The 16,792-nt window shown below is 60.8% G+C and carries 18 protein-coding genes; 4 read left to right on the forward strand and 14 right to left on the reverse strand.

The features are described 5' to 3' along the window. Positions 1-124 precede the first annotated feature (124 nt). The 12 genes from KUIN1_RS14060 to nac all read right to left on the reverse strand — a co-directional run bounded on the left by KUIN1_RS14060 (position 125) and on the right by nac (position 9,904). Complete coding sequence (locus tag KUIN1_RS14060; RefSeq protein ID WP_003401080.1) at positions 125-958, reverse strand: ABC transporter substrate-binding protein; 834 nt, start codon at positions 956-958, stop codon at positions 125-127. 52 nt (positions 959-1,010) lie between these two features. Then, a complete protein-coding gene (locus KUIN1_RS14065) occupies positions 1,011-1,739 on the reverse strand; it encodes an amino acid ABC transporter ATP-binding protein (RefSeq protein ID WP_024960952.1) in 729 nt (242 codons plus the stop codon). Between the two features lie 19 nt (positions 1,740-1,758). Continuing rightward, positions 1,759-2,499, reverse strand: a complete 741-nt coding sequence (locus tag KUIN1_RS14070) for an amino acid ABC transporter permease (protein WP_103377798.1) — start codon at positions 2,497-2,499, stop codon at positions 1,759-1,761. A 6-nt stretch (positions 2,500-2,505) separates the two neighbouring features. After that, on the reverse strand, positions 2,506-3,207 hold the full coding sequence (locus KUIN1_RS14075; protein WP_024643283.1) for an amino acid ABC transporter permease: 702 nt from the start codon (positions 3,205-3,207) through the stop codon (positions 2,506-2,508). Between the two features lie 117 nt (positions 3,208-3,324). Beyond that, complete coding sequence (locus tag KUIN1_RS14080) at positions 3,325-4,077, reverse strand: SDR family oxidoreductase (RefSeq protein WP_024643282.1); 753 nt, start codon at positions 4,075-4,077, stop codon at positions 3,325-3,327. A 127-nt stretch (positions 4,078-4,204) separates the two neighbouring features. Then, positions 4,205-4,975 (reverse strand): LamB/YcsF family protein, encoded by a 771-nt coding sequence (locus KUIN1_RS14085; RefSeq protein ID WP_152092056.1) that lies wholly within the window; start codon positions 4,973-4,975, stop codon positions 4,205-4,207. Next, positions 4,965-5,387 carry a biotin/lipoyl-containing protein gene (locus tag KUIN1_RS14090; RefSeq protein WP_152092057.1) on the reverse strand — a complete coding sequence of 141 codons (423 nt, stop codon included), beginning with the start codon at positions 5,385-5,387 and terminating at the stop codon, positions 4,965-4,967. The genes KUIN1_RS14085 and KUIN1_RS14090 overlap by 11 nt, the downstream gene beginning before the upstream one ends. Further along, positions 5,387-6,358, reverse strand: a complete 972-nt coding sequence (locus KUIN1_RS14095) for a biotin-dependent carboxyltransferase family protein (RefSeq protein ID WP_060409626.1) — start codon at positions 6,356-6,358, stop codon at positions 5,387-5,389. The genes KUIN1_RS14090 and KUIN1_RS14095 overlap by 1 nt, the downstream gene beginning before the upstream one ends. Then, a complete protein-coding gene (gene pxpB, locus KUIN1_RS14100; protein WP_152092058.1) occupies positions 6,355-7,026 on the reverse strand; it encodes a 5-oxoprolinase subunit PxpB in 672 nt (223 codons plus the stop codon). The genes KUIN1_RS14095 and pxpB overlap by 4 nt, the downstream gene beginning before the upstream one ends. Further along, positions 7,023-8,375 carry an acetyl-CoA carboxylase biotin carboxylase subunit gene (accC, locus tag KUIN1_RS14105; protein ID WP_152092059.1) on the reverse strand — a complete coding sequence of 451 codons (1,353 nt, stop codon included), beginning with the start codon at positions 8,373-8,375 and terminating at the stop codon, positions 7,023-7,025. The genes pxpB and accC overlap by 4 nt, the downstream gene beginning before the upstream one ends. Positions 8,376-8,430: 55 nt before the next feature. Beyond that, positions 8,431-8,877: an acetyl-CoA carboxylase biotin carboxyl carrier protein gene (locus tag KUIN1_RS14110; protein WP_096126808.1), complete on the reverse strand. Its 447-nt coding sequence runs from the start codon at positions 8,875-8,877 to the stop codon at positions 8,431-8,433. 115 nt (positions 8,878-8,992) lie between these two features. Beyond that, positions 8,993-9,904, reverse strand: a complete 912-nt coding sequence (gene nac, locus KUIN1_RS14115; RefSeq protein WP_122249234.1) for a nitrogen assimilation transcriptional regulator NAC — start codon at positions 9,902-9,904, stop codon at positions 8,993-8,995. A gap of 276 nt (positions 9,905-10,180) precedes the next feature. Between nac and KUIN1_RS14120 the strand changes: the two genes are divergently transcribed. From KUIN1_RS14120 to KUIN1_RS14135, 4 genes are all read left to right on the forward strand, one after another. Continuing rightward, positions 10,181-11,389 (forward strand): aspartate transaminase, encoded by a 1,209-nt coding sequence (locus KUIN1_RS14120; protein ID WP_152092060.1) that lies wholly within the window; start codon positions 10,181-10,183, stop codon positions 11,387-11,389. A 10-nt stretch (positions 11,390-11,399) separates the two neighbouring features. Then, positions 11,400-12,992 (forward strand): MFS transporter, encoded by a 1,593-nt coding sequence (locus KUIN1_RS14125; protein ID WP_110393049.1) that lies wholly within the window; start codon positions 11,400-11,402, stop codon positions 12,990-12,992. A 57-nt stretch (positions 12,993-13,049) separates the two neighbouring features. Further along, entirely contained in the window at positions 13,050-14,381 is a 1,332-nt protein-coding gene (locus KUIN1_RS14130) for an OprD family porin (protein WP_024638125.1), read from the forward strand. Positions 14,382-14,497: 116 nt separating this feature from the next. Then, positions 14,498-14,980: a hypothetical protein gene (locus KUIN1_RS14135; RefSeq protein ID WP_058399021.1), complete on the forward strand. Its 483-nt coding sequence runs from the start codon at positions 14,498-14,500 to the stop codon at positions 14,978-14,980. 47 nt (positions 14,981-15,027) lie between these two features. Here KUIN1_RS14135 and KUIN1_RS14140 read toward each other — a convergent pair whose 3' ends face one another. Beyond that, positions 15,028-15,336, reverse strand: coding sequence for a putative quinol monooxygenase (locus KUIN1_RS14140; RefSeq protein WP_058399020.1), 309 nt, complete (start codon positions 15,334-15,336; stop codon positions 15,028-15,030). 26 nt (positions 15,337-15,362) lie between these two features. Then, positions 15,363-16,547, reverse strand: a complete 1,185-nt coding sequence (locus KUIN1_RS14145) for an L-dopachrome tautomerase-related protein (protein WP_011267915.1) — start codon at positions 16,545-16,547, stop codon at positions 15,363-15,365. Between the last annotated feature and the right edge of the window lie 245 nt (positions 16,548-16,792).

Genomic DNA, 16,792 nt, shown 5'->3' on the forward strand with positions numbered 1-16,792 from the left:
CGGCTGTTAATAAACCATCAAGGAAATATCAAGATCTGATCAAGACGCGATGGTGCCGTTGCGGCGGGAATCCATCGTGTGGTCTTGCATGAAGCCGACCTTTTGCTCGGCTTCATGCCGTTGATCAGGGCAACGGGTCGAACTTCAATTCGCTGAGGCTTTGTACCTTGTCTTCGCGAACCATCTTGTATTCGGTGTTCGGGCCGATCCAGTGCGCCCAGATTGCGTCGATTTCGCCTGCGGCTTCCATTTCGCGCAGTGATTCGTTGACCTTCGCCAGAAAGGCCGGTTCGCCCTGGCGCATGCCGGCACCAATGGGCTCAAGCGCCATCGGTTCCTTGGCGATTGCCAATTCCACGCCGCCGGCCTTGGCCTGCCCTACCAGCTTGATCGCAGTCATGGTGTTGGTCACCAGGCCCACCACCTTGTTCTGTTGCAGCGCCATGTAGGCAGAGCCGGTGTCCTGAAAGGTCACTGGCGTTGCGTCAGCCAGGCGGATCGACTGCTCGGACGTAGAGCCTTTAGTCGAACTGATGCGTTTGCCCTTGAAGAACGATTTCGGTTGATCGGCATTCGCGGCACGGACTACCAGTGTTTCCTTGGCGATGTAGTAAGGGTCGCTGAACTGAATCTGCTCGGCACGGCTCTTGGTGTAGGCAAGGTTGGCGAAAATCACGTCCACGCGGCCCATTTTGACTTCCGGGATACGTGCTTCGACCGACAGCGGCTTGAGTTCCAGCTCCACGCCCATGTGTTTGGCCAGGGCTTTGCACAGGTCGACGTCCATGCCCACCAGTTCGCGGGTTTCAGGGTCTGGTGCCGAGAACGGCGGAACGTCGGCATACACGCCACAGCTCAGGCTTTTCTTGCTCATCACATCGCTGAGCTGATCGGCATGGACCACCGAAACAGCCAACGGCGACAACGCCAGTGCAGCCAGTACAGACTTGATACGCATGGTGAGACTCCTGGAAATGAATTGGGTGATTCGCTGAAATCAGTGCCTGCGCTCAATGGCTGCGCAGGTCGGCAATGAAGCGCTGGGCACGCGGATGGCTCGGTTGCTGAAAGAACACCTCAGGGCTGGATTTTTCGAGGATCTGCCCCGCGTCCATGAACCAGATGGTGTCGGCCACTTCCCGGGCAAAATTCATCTCGTGGGTGACGCACATCATGGTCATGCCCTCCTTGGCCAGGCCTTTCATGACACTGAGCACCTCGCCGACCATTTCCGGGTCGAGTGCGCTGGTGGGCTCGTCAAACAGCATGACGGGCGGCTCCATGGCCAGCGCGCGGGCAATCGCCACACGCTGCTGCTGGCCACCGGACAACTGTGCAGGGTAGGCACCGGCCTTGTGTGCCAGCCCTACCCGATCCAGCAACTCCATGGCGCGGGCGCGCGCTTCGCTGCTCTTCAGGCCGCGGACCTTGGTCGGGGTCAGGATGATGTTGTCGAGCACCGACAGATGCGGAAACAGATTGAAGCTCTGGAACACAAACCCCACGCGGCTGCGCAGCCGGTTGACGTTGGCGTCGGTGCCATTGACGTCACGGCCATCAAACAGGATCTGGCCTTGCTGCACGTCCTCAAGACGATTGACGGTGCGGATCAGCGTCGACTTGCCCGAGCCTGAAGGCCCGCACAGCACCACCACTTCGCCGCGCTGCACTTCGGCGGTGATATCGGTCAGGGCCTGGTACTCGCCATACCATTTGTTGATCCTGGAAAACATGATCATCGGATGCATTGGGCAACCCTCAGTTATCGGTAGTCAAAGGCCGGGCAACGGGCACAGGCGATACATCGCCTTCGCGTTTGCGGGCAATACGCTGCTCCACCACGGCGGCGAGACGGGTCAGGCCGTAGCACAGCACGTAGTAAGTGATCGCCAGGATGAAGAACACCTGAAACGGCTTGGTCAGCAGCTGGTTATTGATCTGATTGGCGGCGAAGGTTACTTCCTGGACGTTGATCACGTAGCCCAGCGACGTTTCCTTGATGATCGAAATGAACTGGCTGATCAGGCTCGGCAACGCGTTGTACAGCGCCTGCGGCAGGATCACCCAGACCGTGGTGCGCAGGTAGCCCATGCCCAGTGCGCGGGAAGCTTCGTACTGACCGGTGGGCAGCGCCTGGATGGCGCCGCGGATGATTTCGCACAGATAGGCGCTCTGATAGACCACCAGCGTGCAGAGCATGGTGGTGAAGCCGGTGATGTTATGGCCGATCAGCAAAGGAACCAGAAAGTAGGTCCAGAAAATCACCATCAGCAGCGGAATTCCGCGCATCACATAGACCCAGACCGTCGCCGGGTAGCGCAGCCAGCGCCACGGCGACACGCGCGCCAGCGACAGCAGCAGGCCCAGCGGAAAGGCCAGCAAGAGGGCCAGCGCGGCCAGCATCAGCGTCGAAATCAGGCCGCCCATCGGGCCATGGGGGTATTGACCGACCAGCAGCAAGGTCCAGTTATCGCGAACAATCGTGAATACATCGAACATCGCCGCCTACCTCGCCATGGCTTTGCTGAACTGCCGGGCCAGCAACGCGCCCAGGCCCATCAGCATCAAGGAAATGGCCAGGTAGACCACGGTTGCGACCAGATACGCTTCGAAGGTGCGGAAGGTGTAGTTCTCGACCTCGCGGGTGGCATAAGTCAGTTCCACCACGCCGATGGCCATCACCAGACTGGTGTTCTTGAACAGCAGGACCGTGTGATTGATCAACGACGGCAGGCAGTTGCGAACCCCTTGCGGCAGGATCACGTAGCGCATCGAACGCACATAGCCCAGGCCCAGGGCGCGCGACGCTTCGACTTGCCCGGCTGGAATCGCGCGTAACCCGCTGCGGATGTCTTCACTGAAATAAGCCGCCTGGCAAAGCCCCAGCGCGATGACCGAGAACAGGTACTCGGTGCTGTAGTTGGCCAGCCAGATCTGAGTGCTTTCGGACAGCAAGGTGGGGATACCGAAATACCAGAGCATCAGTTGCACCAGCGTCGGCACATTGCGGTGGTAGGACACATAGGCCGCCACCAGGCGTTCGGCGTACTTGTTGCCAGTCAGGCGAATCGACACCAGCAGCAGGGCAATCGCCATGGCCAGGCACCAGGCAACCAAGGCCAGTTGCAGGGTCGTTTCTATGCCCTTGACGATCAGCTCGGCGTACTCGCCCTGCAGGATCGCTGAAAGATCGAATTTACTCGTCATGGTTGTTCCCATAGACATTCAGCCAGGGCAGAAGCAAGGCGCCAGTGGGTCTGGCGCGGGTATCGCATGGCGGCTGGTGCCGCTCTCGTGATGGGTACAGCGCTTGAAGACGCGGTCTCAGCCTTCGTAGTCCTGCGGGCGTGCGGTCGACAGTCCGCCGGGCACCTGCAACGTCGGGGTGATCTCCATGTGGCCGATGTTGACTGCGATGGGCGCGGCAATCACATAGGCGATCGCATCAGCAATGTCCTTGGCCACCGGCAGCTCATAGCCCTCGATGAAACGCTTGCGCACTTCCTCGGAGTCGCCATGCACGTGGGCGAAGATATCCGTCGCCACGCGCCCCGGGCAGATTTCGGTAACCCGCACGCGCTTGCCGAAGGCATCGATACGCAACTGCCGGGACAGCATGCTCACCGCAGCCTTGGTCGCGTGGTACGTCGAGTTGCCACCGAAGTTGTAGGCCGCAGCGATCGAGCTGATGTTGATTATGTGCCCGCGATCACGCTCGACCATCCCCGGCAACGAAAGCCTGGCGATCTGCAACACAGCGCGCAGGTTCACATCGACCAGCAGATCAATCCCTTCGGCGTCCGCCTTGAGCAGCGAGCCAGGACGGTCGACGCCGGCATTGTTGACCACGACATCGAAATGATGGGCCTGGAACAGGGCCGTCAGGCCGGCCAGATCCGTCACGTCGATAGCGTGCGCGATACATCCGGTGCGCTGCGCCAGTGCTGCCAGCTTGTCGGCACTGCGCGCCAGCGCATGGACCTGCAGACCTTCGGCACACAGCCGCTCGACGACGGCTTCTCCAATGCCTGAAGAAGCGCCGGTGACCAGCGCGGTTTTGTAATCGGAAAATGGCATGTCGGGGTTTCCTTGAATAAGCGTCGATCAGCCGCTTGGTTATTAATGCTGATCGCCTTGTACTGGACTTTAACCAGCGTCATGGGCAGCGACCAAGACACAATGGTTGTGTGGCGATAAGCTGCGCTTATGACCCGAGCAGCTGTGAAACCGGGGTGATGACACCGCCCTGCTCTTCGATGCTCTGGCGAATGCTGCGCGCCAGCTGCACCGCTCCCGGCGTGTCGCCATGCAACAGAATCGACTGGGCGTTGACCGCCACACGCTTGCCACTCAGGGTCGTGACCGTGCCGTCCTGCAGCAGCTGCGCAACCCTGGCCCGGACCTGCTCCGGGTCCTTGATCACCGCACCGGCAATGCCACGCGGCACCAGCAGACAGTTTTCGTCATAAGCGCGGTCAGCCAGAAAGGTCGTCGCCACCCTCAGGTTGCACGCCTCGGCGGCCTGCTCGATGGCGGCGCTGCTGGATGAGCTGATGATCAACTGCGGATCAAAAGCTGCGACCGCCCTGACCAAAGGCCCGGCCAGTTCGGCATCGGCTGCGGCCATATTGCCCAGCGCACCGTGAAAACTCATGTGCGTGACGCGGTATCCGGCAGCGGCTGCAAGGCCCGCCAGCGCGCCGAGTTGATACACCACAATGGCGCACAACTCCTTGAGTTCGATGTTCATCCTGCGGCGGCCGAACCCCTGCAGATCAGGAAAACCGATGTGCGCACCGAGATCGATGCCCAGCGCCTTGGCGCGGCGCACCGTGCTGTCCATGATCAGCGGATCCCCGGCATGAAAGCCGCAGGCGACGTTGGCCGAGGAGATCAATGGCATCAACGCCTCGTCCTCGCCCATGGTCCAAGGGCCGAAGCCCTCGCCCAGATCAGCATTCAGATCAATGCGCATGGTCATGTTCCTCCAGTTCAATCAGCGGCTGTCCATAACCAACGCGTTCGTTCTCGTCAGCCAGGAAGCGCAGTACGCGCCCTGCCTGGTTACTGCGCACCGGCAGATACAGCAGACCGATACGCAACAGCCCAAGCAACTGCCCTGCAGCCACTGCATCGCCGGGTTTCACGTAGCTGTCGCGTTCATCGGGATGACTCGAGACAAATACGCCGGGGTTATCGGCACTCACCACATGCGCAGTCAGCGCCGACTGTTCAGCGGCAACAGGTGGCGCAGAAGGCGCAGCACAGGCCTGCACAGGCTCGCCACGGCGGATCAACAGCTCGAACCCCGGGCGTTTCAGTTCCAGTACAGTAAGCCCGGCGTCCCGAATCCATGCTGCCAGCTGGCGAATCTCTTTGATGTTCATCAGCGATGTCCTTGCAGGCTGCGCAGCGCGAGCATGCGCCGGGCGTCTTCGATGAAAGCGTGATTGGTGGCCAGCGCCTCGACCGCCTCGTCGTAACTGCACTGCACAAAACGCACCTTGCTGCCGATCGGTGCCTGACCAAGGCGCCACAGATCGGCTTCAATGACCGTGGCAAACTTGGGATAACCGCCACTGGGCTGGGCATCACGCATCTGCACGATCGGCTGCCCGCCGTGGGGCACCTGAATCACACCGGGCACGATGCCGTGAGAGCGGATTTCCAGCGCCTCGCGCGCAAGCAAGGGCGTGCCCTCCATGCGGTAACCATAACGGTTGCTCTGCGTGGTGATTTTCCATTCGCCGGCAAAAAACGTTGCTTGCGCCTCGGCACTGAAACAGTCGAACTCGGCAGCCGGCAGCACCCGGATGGCGGGCAACCCGTCGAGCAGCAACGGCAAGGCCGCCACGGACGATTGCACACCGAAATCACTGGCGCGCGGCTCATTGGCAACGCCTGCAGAAATCACATCGCCCTGCTGCAACGCACGGCCCTGCCAGCCCCCAAAAGCCCCACGCAATTGCGTGCTGCGCGAGCCCAGTACCACCGGCACATCGACGCCACCGGCCAGACACAGGTACACGCGGCTGCCCATTGTCGGGTAATTGAGCCGCAACACCTGATTCTTGCGTGCCTGAGCGACCCAGTTACCCGGCAGCCGCTGACCATCGAGCGACGCACCGCAGGCGGCCCCGGTGATCGCGAAGGTGCAGTCATCGACAAACCGCACTTCAAACGGGAACAGCGGAATTTCAATACCTGCCGCGTCTTCATCGTTGCCCAGCAACAGGTTGCCGAGCCGCAGTGACAGCGTGTCCATTGCGCCGGACGTGCCGACGCCGTAACCCAGGCTGCCGTGTCGCCCAAGATCCTGAACGGTCGCCAGTGCGGTAGCGCTGATAACTTCGATCATCGGATGATCCTCTCGATGCGCAAGCGCAGTTGATCGCCGGGTTGCAGCAGCGCCGGAGGCTGCTGACCCGCATCGAAAAACACCATCTCCGTGCGTCCTATGGTGTTCCAGCCACTGGGGCCGGCCGAGGCGGAAATACCTGTCTGAACGCCACCGATAGAGACCGACCCGGCACCGATATCGAGTACCGGCACCTTGCGCCGCGGCGTCGCCAGGCGCTGGTCCATGCCGCCCAGGTAGCAATAACCCGGATGGCTGCCCAAGGCGTACACCGGGTACAGCGGCTCGCAGTGCAGATTGGCGATGGTTTCGATATCCAGCCCGGTATGGGCGACGACATCAGCCATGTGCGGGCCGCCATCGCCGCCGTACACCACCGGCAATTCAATGATCCGGCCCTGCAACGGCAGCGGCTGGCACTGTTCCCAGGTCTCCAGCAAGCGGGTGTTCAGACCGGCCAGATCCCGCGGTGGCGCAGCGAAGGTCAGCATCAGATTGTTCATCCCCGGCACTGCTTCGCGTACCTGGGGCCAGTCCTTGCTCAGACGGGCCAGCGCCCATATCCGTTGGTGCGTTGCCAGGTCGAGCTCGCCGGGTGCTTCGAACAGCAACGCGGTGGTGCCCAGCAAGGTAATTCTTGGCACATTCGGCGTCTGCAGGATGGTCATGGGTGCCTCCTTGTCTGCAACCAGCGCTCCAGGTGATGAATGTCCATGCCACCCTTGCAGAACACCGGGTCCTGCAGAATGTCGCGATGCAGAGGGATGTTGGTGGAGATCCCCTCGACGTGCATTTCGCTCAGTGCCAGGCGCATGCGTGCCAACGCCTCGTCGCGACTGGCGCCATGGGTGATGACCTTGGCCACCATCGAATCGTAATAAGGCGGAACGCGGTAGCCGTGGCTGACATGCGAATCGACCCGCACGCCGAAACCACCGGGGATCTGCCAGCGGGTGACCAGCCCCGGCGTCGGCATGAAGCTGCGCGGGTCCTCGGCGTTGATCCGGCACTCCAGCGAATGGCCCGACACGCGTACGTCGGCCTGACTGAAACTCAGGCGCTCGCCCATCGCCATGCGAATCTGCTGCTGGACAATGTCGATACCGGAAGTCATTTCCGTTACCGGATGCTCGACCTGCAGGCGGGTGTTCATCTCGATGAAATAGAACTCATCCTTTTCGAACAGGAATTCGAACGTGCCGACACCCTGATAGCCGATCTGGCGGCAGGCCTGTGCACAACGCTCGCCCACTCTGCCCATCAATGCCGCGTCGATGCCGGGCGCAGGCGCCTCCTCAAGGACCTTCTGGTGGCGGCGCTGCATCGAGCAATCCCGCGAGCCAAGCCAGACAGCATTGCCGTAGGCGTCGCATAACACCTGAATCTCGACATGACGCGGCTGGCCCAGAAACTTCTCGATATACAACTCGGGATTGCCGAAGGCGTGTCGGGCTTCTTCGCGGGTCAGCGCAATTGCATCGAGCAGCTGAGACTCTTCCTGAACCACGCGCATGCCCCGCCCTCCGCCGCCGCCTGCGGCCTTGACGATGACCGGGTAGCCGATGTCGCGAGCGATTTGCACAATGCTCTGCGAGTCGTCGGGCATGCTGGTGTCCGGACCGGGTACGCACGGCACGCCAGCCTCGCGCATCGCCCGCTTGGCTGCGACCTTGTCGCCCATGACCCGAATGCACGCAGCGCTGGGGCCGATGAAGGTCAGGCCAGCCTGTTCGATGCGTTCGGCGAACGCGGCATTTTCAGACAGAAATCCATAACCGGGATGGATCGCCTGAGCACCGGTCAGTTGCGCGGCATAGAGCACGGCCGCCTGATTCAGATAACTCTGCCCTGCGGCAGCAGGGCCAATGCACAGTGCTTCGTCGGCCTGCTGTACGTAATCGGCATCGCGATCCGCTTCGGAATACACCGCGACCGTGCGCAGGCCCAGGCCCTTGCAGGCTCGCTGGATGCGCAGGGCGATTTCGCCGCGATTGGCGATCAACACTTTATCGAACATCAAAACCCCCTGATCGGTGAACCCGCAAGACGGTCGGCAAGGCAACTCAAGACCATCACGCAATGCTGAACAGCGCCTGACAGGCCTGAACTTCTTCGCCATTGGCAACCAGAATGGCTCTCACCACCCCTGCCGCTTCAGCCTGCACCGGATGAAACATCTTCATGGCCTCGACCACGGCCAAGGTCTGCCCCACCTCGACGGACGTGCCGATCTCGACGAAAGGTGGCTGGTCGGGTGCCGGTGTCAGGTGCAACACCCCGTATAGCGAAGCGCAGGCCTGTGTCTGTTGCACGGCGGCTGTCGTACTTGCCTGAGCCGCAGAAACAGGGCGCGCGGCGGGCGTCGTCTGCGCTGTCGCAACAGCCGGGTTGACGCGGTTGGCGACCTGAACGGGCTCGCGCAGTAAACGCAGCTGCGCGTCGCCTTCACACAGGCTCAGTTCGCTCAGGTCCGATTCGGCCATCAGGTCGATAAGTGCTTTGATACGTTCCGGTTTCATGCAACAGCCCTTGCCTGGCAAATGAAATGTGGCTGAGGGCAATGTAACGAGGCAGGTTTTTGACCGCCAAGACGGTTTGACTGTGGGGTGATAAGCGCCCCTTATGACGTCGGGATCATTGCGCGCGGCGGTTGCCGCGCATCTCTGCGACCAGTTCCAGAAGGATCGCCTTGACCGCCTGAGCCGGAACCGACAGCGGCAAGTGCCCGGAAAGGCACAGCGCGAGAGGTGCTTCGATCTCGGGTTCGACAATGCGACTCAGGTTGACCGCATGCGTGTCTGCCAGCACCCGTGCAGCAGACTCGGGAAGAATGGTCGAGCCGAATCGATCGGCCACTGCTGCGGCCAGCGTCGTCGAAGATTCGACTTCTGCCACCACCCGGGCACTGCGCTCGATACGCACAAATGCCTCGTCCACCAGACGCCGGACAGTGTTGTAGGTGCGCGGCAACAGCAGGTCGATATCGGCCAGCTCGCTGAGCGGAATTTCCTCGCGCCCCTGGAGCGCCTCTTCGGCACTCACCAGGTACAACTGCTCGCGTATCAACGGCACGAAACTCAGGCCATGCACCTCGCGCCCGCCATAGAGAACGGCCATGTCCATGCGCCCGTTCATGATCAACTCGCTGAGGGTGGTGCCAAAGTTCTCATTGAGGTACAGCAGAATGCCCGGATGACGCTCGCGTACGCGTTTGAGCAACGGCAGCGACAGCGTCGAAGCGGCTGTGCCGGGTGCCAGCCCTACCGACACAGGCCCCGATAACGCCAGACCGCTGGCGTTGACGTCACTCTGCGCCTGCTCGCACTGGCGCAGGATCACCTGAGCATGCCCGTACAGCACCTTGCCCGCCTCGGTCGGGATGACACCGCGCTTGGTGCGGATCAATAACTGTTGCTGCAACTCGGCCTCCAGCGTCACCAACTGCTGGCTCAGCGCAGGTTGTGCGATGTGCAGCACATCGGCGGCCTGGGTCAGGCTGCCAATGTCGACAATTTTCACGAAATATTTCAAACGGCGAAGGTTCAAGGTGCTGCACTCCAGAGTCACGACATACAGGGTTCAGCAAGACCCAGGCCAGCCCTGAAAAAACCAGGCATAAGCAATTGCTATGTCAGCTGCCGCTGATCGGGTTTGTCAGGCGCTGATCCCCCTGCAACCATTGCCCGCCCGCTTTTGGTGCGACGCTGGTTCATCTGCGGTCATAAGCGCTGCCTATCAACCCAGAACGAACTCGTCTTATGGCGCGCGCCTCGCTGGCTCGTAACGTATTCCCCGTCAAGGCCATCAACGAGGAATGCCAACGTGACCGCATCTCGCATCGCTGCCCGCGTGCTCCGCATCAAACCGTCGCCAAGCAGCGCCGCTGCCGATCGGGCCAATGAACTGCGGCGCGCAGGCAAATCGATCATCAATCTGGTGGTTGGCGAGCCGGACTTCGACACGCCGGCGCACATTCGTCAGGCCGCCTGTGCCGCCATCGAGAACGGTGAAACGCGCTACACGCTGAACGCTGGCACCACAGCGCTGCGCGAGGCTATCGCCGCAAAACTGCAGCGTGAAAACGGCCTTGCTTATGCGCCAGGCCAGATCGTGGTCACCAGTGGTGCCAAGGCGGCCATCTTCAATGCATTCGCGGCGACATTGGGTGTCGACGATGAGGTGCTGATTCCCGCGCCTTACTGGGTGTCATACCCGGACATGGTCCTGGCCTGCGATGGTCGCCCTGTGACCCTGGCATGCCCGGAAGAAAACCGGTTCAAGCTGACTGCCACGCAACTGCGCAATGCGATCACGCCGCGCACCCGCTGGCTGCTGCTCAACTCGCCGAGCAACCCGACCGGTGCCACCTACAGCGCATCCGAATGGCGCGCGCTGGCCGACGTACTTCTTGATTACCCGCACGTGCTGGTCATGACCGATGACATCTACGAGCACATACGCTACGACGACGCCCCACTCAGCCACCTGCTCACTGTCGAGCCGGCGCTGCGTGAACGCGTGCTGATCATCAACGGCGTGTCGAAAACCTACGCCATGACCGGCTGGCGCATCGGCTACGCCGCAGGCCCCGACGATATCATCAAGGCGATGGCGACCCTGCAATCGCAGTCCACCAGCAACGCCTGCTCGGTGAGCCAGGCCGCCGCAGTAGCCGCGCTGAACGGCGACCAGTCTTTTGTCAGCGACAGCGTCAAGGTCTACAGACAGCGCCGTGATCGTTGCCTTGAGCTGATCAACGCCATTGAAGGCCTGAGCTGCATCAAGCCGCAAGGCGCGTTCTATCTCTACGTCAATTGCGGGGCACTGATCGGCAAAACCACGCCGTCAGGTTCGCTTCTGGAAGCCGATACCGACGTGGTGCTCTACCTGCTGGAAAGTCAGGGCGTGGCCGTTGTCGTAGGCACCGCCTATGGCCTGGCACCGTTTTTCCGGATGTCTACGGCTACAGCACTGGAAACCCTTGAAGACGGCTGCGCGCGCATGGCGACTGCTGTCGCTGCGTTGCGCTGAGCACCTCGACATGACAACGCCGAGCCATCCAGCCCTGACCTTCAAACAGGCGTTGTTGGCGATGCTTGGCATATCACTGGTGCTGGGCCTTTCCGCGCTGGATCAGACGGTCATCGGCAACGCACTGCCCAGCATTGTCGCCGAGCTCAACGGTTTCGAGCTGTACGCCTGGGTCGCCACCGGCTATCTGCTGGCCTCTATCGTGACCATCCCGATCTTTGGCCGGCTGGGCGATTTTTACGGGCGCAAACCGTTCGTGCTGGCCGCCACAGTCATCTTCACGCTGGCCTCGCTGCTCTGCGCACTGGCAGACAGCATGTTGGTGCTGGTGATCGGGCGAGCCTTGCAAGGTGTGGGCGGCGGCATGTTGATCGGTACCGCCTTTGCCTGTGTGCCGGAGCTGTTTCCCGACACCCGCCAGCGGTTGCGCTGGCAGGTGTTGCTGAGCGCCATGTTCAGCGTGGTCAATGCCATCGGTCCGGGGCTGGGGGGTTATCTTTCCGGCGAGTTTGGCTGGCGTTCGGTGTTTTGGTTGAACCTGCCCCTGGGCGTGGTTGCCTTGTTTTTTGCCTGGCGCTTTCTGCCGTGGTATCGCCCGCAAGGGCATCGAGCCCATTCTGCCGGTGCGATCCGGCTCGACTGGCTCGGGGCTTTATTGATCGTACTGACGCTGGGCAGCCTGCAACTGTTCGTCGAATGGCTGGGCCAGCGCTCCCTGTCGATCAGTCTGACCTGTGGCGCTGTAACCCTCGTCGCCATGACCGGGCTCTGGTTTCAGGAGCGCCGTTGTGCCTTTGCCTTGCTCCCCGCCGGACTATTCTCCAACCGCAGCATCCGCCTGCTGTTCATCATGTCGCTGCTGGCCGGCGCCATCATGTTCACCCTTCTTTTTTACCTGCCGCTGCTCTTGCAGGGCAGCTACGGCTACTCGCCAAAAGACGCCGGGTTACTGCTTACCCCGCTGGCGCTGAGCATTACGCTGGGCGCCATCGTCAACAGCCGGATCGTCACACGCATGGCCAACCCCAACCGGCTGCCGGTCGCCGGGTTCGCGGCCTTGTCAGTCGCCTGCATTGCCCTGGCACTGGTCGGGCTGCATGCCGGGTTCAGCACCTTGCTGGGGCTCATTCTGCTGGCGGGGCTGGGGCTGGGTTTCATTCTGCTCAACCTGACCGTGTTCACCCAGACGCTCGCCGAACGGCAATTTCTCGGCATTGCCACGGCGCTGACCCAATCCTTGCGACTGGTCGGCGGTTTGCTGGGCACGGCGGCCATGGGCGTGCTGGTCAAGGTGCTGTATGTCGCCAACCTGAAAAGTGCGCTGAACGCAGCAGGTCAGGCGGCGGCCCTAGCGCGCCTGGCCGACCCTCAGGTTCTGCTGCAGCACACGTCCGCCGATGTCGATGCCGCGCAATTGATAGCCCGCACCGCCCTCGCCCAGGCGGTAGGCACTGGGCTGCTGACATGCGCCGGGCTGGGCGTGCTCGCGCTGCTGGTGCTGCATCGTCTGCCTCGCGTCACCCTTCATAGGGTACCCGGTGCAACAACGCCTGCAACGAACTCATCTGCAACACCTGCTCCTGAAAAACAACAAGAAACCTGACTGCCGCCTGATTCTGCCTCTCAAAAAACACTTAATTACAGCATGAGGATGAACCCGATGGAGCGTATCAATCGCGCCACCCCTTTCGTTGCGGGCTTTTGTGGTCTGCTGATCGCTCAGCAGAGCTACGCCGAAGGTTTTCTCGAGGACAGCAAGGCCAGCATTCTCGCGCGCAACTTTTTCAGTAACGCAGACAATCGCAGCGGCGCTGCCGACCCGAACTACACGCAGGAGTGGGGCCAGGGCTTCATGCTCAACTACCAGTCAGGCTACACGCCGGGTACAGTGGGCTTCGGTGTCGACGCACTCGGCCAGTTGGGCATTCGTCTGGACTCGGGCAAAGGCCGTCACTACAACCCGCAAAGCACGGCGTTCAACGGCAATATCTTCCCCACGGACAGCGACGGTCGTGCGGTCGACGAGTTCAGCAGCCTGGGGGCGACGCTCAAGGCACGCGTCTCCAAGACCGAACTGAAATACGGCACGCTGGTGCCGATGCTGCCGGTGGTAATGTCCACCGACCGCATGTTGCAACAGACTTTTCGTGGCGGGCAGATTCAGTCTGGCGACCTGAAGGACTTCACGTTCACGGCAGGCCAGCTGGAACATGTCATGGGCCGTGGTTCGACCAATCAGATGGGCATGTCCATTCCGGGTGCAAACAACCCGCTGACCGGCGAGTTCGTCAACAAGTTCTACTATGCAGGCGTCGATTACAAACCGACCAAAGACCTGACCTTGCAGTACTACTACGGCAACCTGGAAAACTTCTACAAACAGAACTTTCTGGGCCTGAAATACGACATGCAACTGGGTCCAGGCACCCTGCGCACCGACCTGCGCCATTTCGACAACCGCTCGGACGGTGCCAACGGTCACGACCCAGCGTTCTACACAGTAGGTTATTACGGCAACGGCGTCACCAAGGGTGAAGTCGACAGCCGCCTGTCCAGCGCCCAGTTCACTTACCTGATCAATGGCCATACGTTCGCTGCGGGTTACCAGGCCGTGACCGGCGACAGTGACGCGGTCTGGCTGAATCAGGGTGACGGCTCGACTGCCTATTTCATGACCGAGTCAATGATCGGTAAATTCCAGCGTGCCGGAGAGCGTACCTGGCAGGTTCGCTATGGCTACGACTTCGCCAGACTGGGCGTCCCCGGCCTGAACTTCCTGGCGATGTATGAAAGCGGCTCGAACATCCAGACGTCCGACGGCGACAAGAAGGAATGGGAACGCAACGTGACCCTGAGTTATGTGGTGCAGTCCGGCCCGGCAAAAAACCTCAGCATCGCGCTACGCCACGCGCAACTGCGCACCGAATTCGCCAGCCAGCGTGATTCCGATGAGCACCGGGTGATCGTGAGTTACCCGATCAATATTTTCTAAGGCAACGGGACAGCAGATGCAGGACGTGTCTGCTGTTCGAACCGACATGGTTACCCTGGCTCGTATTCGCCAATCATTCGTTATAACCTCTGCAGCATGCAAAGGAAGCGAACACCATGAACAGTACACATCCGGATGACGCATCTGATCAAGCCCGTCCGCCACCTTCAGTAAAGCCTGAAACCCGTCTTCTTGAGTCGGAACCGTCCGCGCCTCACGCAGGCGTCCAGGCGACACCTCACAAAGCCATTCACCCTGCCTTTATGGATATGCCTGCAGCACCCTACCCTGGATTGGAAAACCAGACGGGCATGCCCTTCAGCTCGTTCTACCTGAGCAGGTACATTGCCTTTGCCTCAATTGCTTTTATGGCTATTGGCGTTTGTATCGCTATCTTTTTTCTGAATCTGGACGGCGACTGGCCTCAAATAAATCGAGTGCTTGCAGCTGCCGCACTGTGGTTCGCCAATCTGATATCGGCGGTGCTCAATACGGTGTACTGGTTCATTCGGCGGGCGCCGAAGGGATTGGTGATCTTGCTGGCTGTGCAATGGGTGGCTGCGCTGTCCGGTGCGTTATCATCCCTTTCGCAGAACTGATCAACTCACTGCGAATGGGCCCGGACTGACCGGGCCCTTTCGGACACTCAGCTCGATACCTGATCCAGGAATATCAGCTGCGGCGGCTCTGCCAGCAACTCGCCGCTGACTGCCGCGAACTGTTGGTAGTGCGGCGTGGCGACATGGCCGTCCAGTGCTGCCTGATCCTTGAAGCATTCACGCATGTAGAACGTGCCGCGCTCATCGCGCGCTTCGAACAGTGTGTACTCGATATTGCCTGGCTCCGCCCGGGTCGGCTCCACAAGTGCCGATAATGCGGTTTTCAGGGCCGACTCTTTGCCGGCACTGGCTTTCAGGACTGCCATCAAGGCCAATGGCTTTGCAGGTGCGTTCATTATCGATGCTCCGGTATTCGATTCGATCAATGGGTGGGTGCGGGCGCCGCGTCTATTTTCAAACGCAGCAGGCTGTAGGGTTTTTCCCGCTTGTCGTGGCCGGCGTTGAAGTTAGCCTGGCGGTGCAACTGGTTGACGATGAAGTACAGGTAGCCATCCGGGCCGATCGACAAGGTGTCAGGCCACAGCATGCGCGGATCGTGTGCCACCGTTTGCCAGGTGCCATCCGGCAGGCGTTTGCGAATCGAATTATGCTCGTAGTCGCCGGCGTATACCGCGCCTTTGGCATCAGCCTCCAGGCCATCCGAAGCGCCTTTTTCCCCGAGGTCCTGCACCGCCGCTGCCAACTGCTGCTCGCTGACCTTGCTGTCGTTCAACAACTCGGTGGCCACGGCATACAGATGACGGCTGGACAACGGCGAGAAATACAGTGTCTTGCCGTCTGCCGACAACGCAATGCCGTCCGAGGCGACGCCGACCGGTTTGCGCGTTCCGTTCGGGCCATCGCCCAGCACAGCAACCCCTTCGACGACGGGAACGAAAGCCGGATCGACAGACGTAGCCTGTGCCCCGTTCAAGCGCCGCACGGCGTGGCCGCTGGCAATGTCCATGACAATGATCGCGCCCGGCCCGCTCAAGGATGAGTCCGTTACATAGACCGTCCCCTCCGCTCCCTTGCGCAAGTCAAAGCGCATGTCGTTGACATAGGTGCCGGGCAAGATGACGTTATCCGGAAACACCAGGCGCTTGACGATCCGGTTGGTGGCCAGGTCCACCGCAACCAGTTTGGCGCCGCCTCGACGCGGAGACGCAAAGCCCGGTGCGGCCGTGTCCAGAAGCCAGACACGACCCTTGCCATCGGCGACCACACTCTGCACGCTGATCAGCCCGTCGCCAGGGTCTTTGGGGTTCTCCTTGTTGACCGCCAGATCGGGGTAGGCAACCACTTTGCCGTCACGAATCTCGCCCACAGTAAACGGCACCTTGTCACCCCAACGCGGGAAATTGACGAAGATCCGTCCGGTTTCAGTCACCGTCACGCCGGTAGGCATCGCGTCATAAAAGGCATGCACCTGTTCGAGCTTGCCGATCGGTTTGTCGGCAGGCGCACTGGCAGGCAATGGAATGGCGGTCGCGCCGTAGGCCAGCGAAGTAGCGAGTGTGGCGGCGGAAATCATGGCCAGTGCTGCGGAAATTTTCGTTCGATGCATAGTGCTCTCTCCTGAGGGGCCAACTGCCCATCAGCATTGGGGGCTTTGTGTGCCATAAACAGGTTGACGACTAGTCTGAGCTTTCTTGTTACAAAGAAAAACGCGGGGAATACGCTAACACTTTCAACGCGCAGGCGAAGATCCCTATTGCTCTTCAACCACCTCATGGACATGGCCTCCTGGCGATCAGCGGTTTTGATGACGGTCAGCATCAATGCTATATTCACCCTCTTCCAGGCCCAGAC

Source organism: Pseudomonas sp. KUIN-1 (genome assembly GCF_009176725.1).
Taxonomy (GTDB): Bacteria; Pseudomonadota; Gammaproteobacteria; order Pseudomonadales; family Pseudomonadaceae; genus Aquipseudomonas; species Aquipseudomonas fragariae.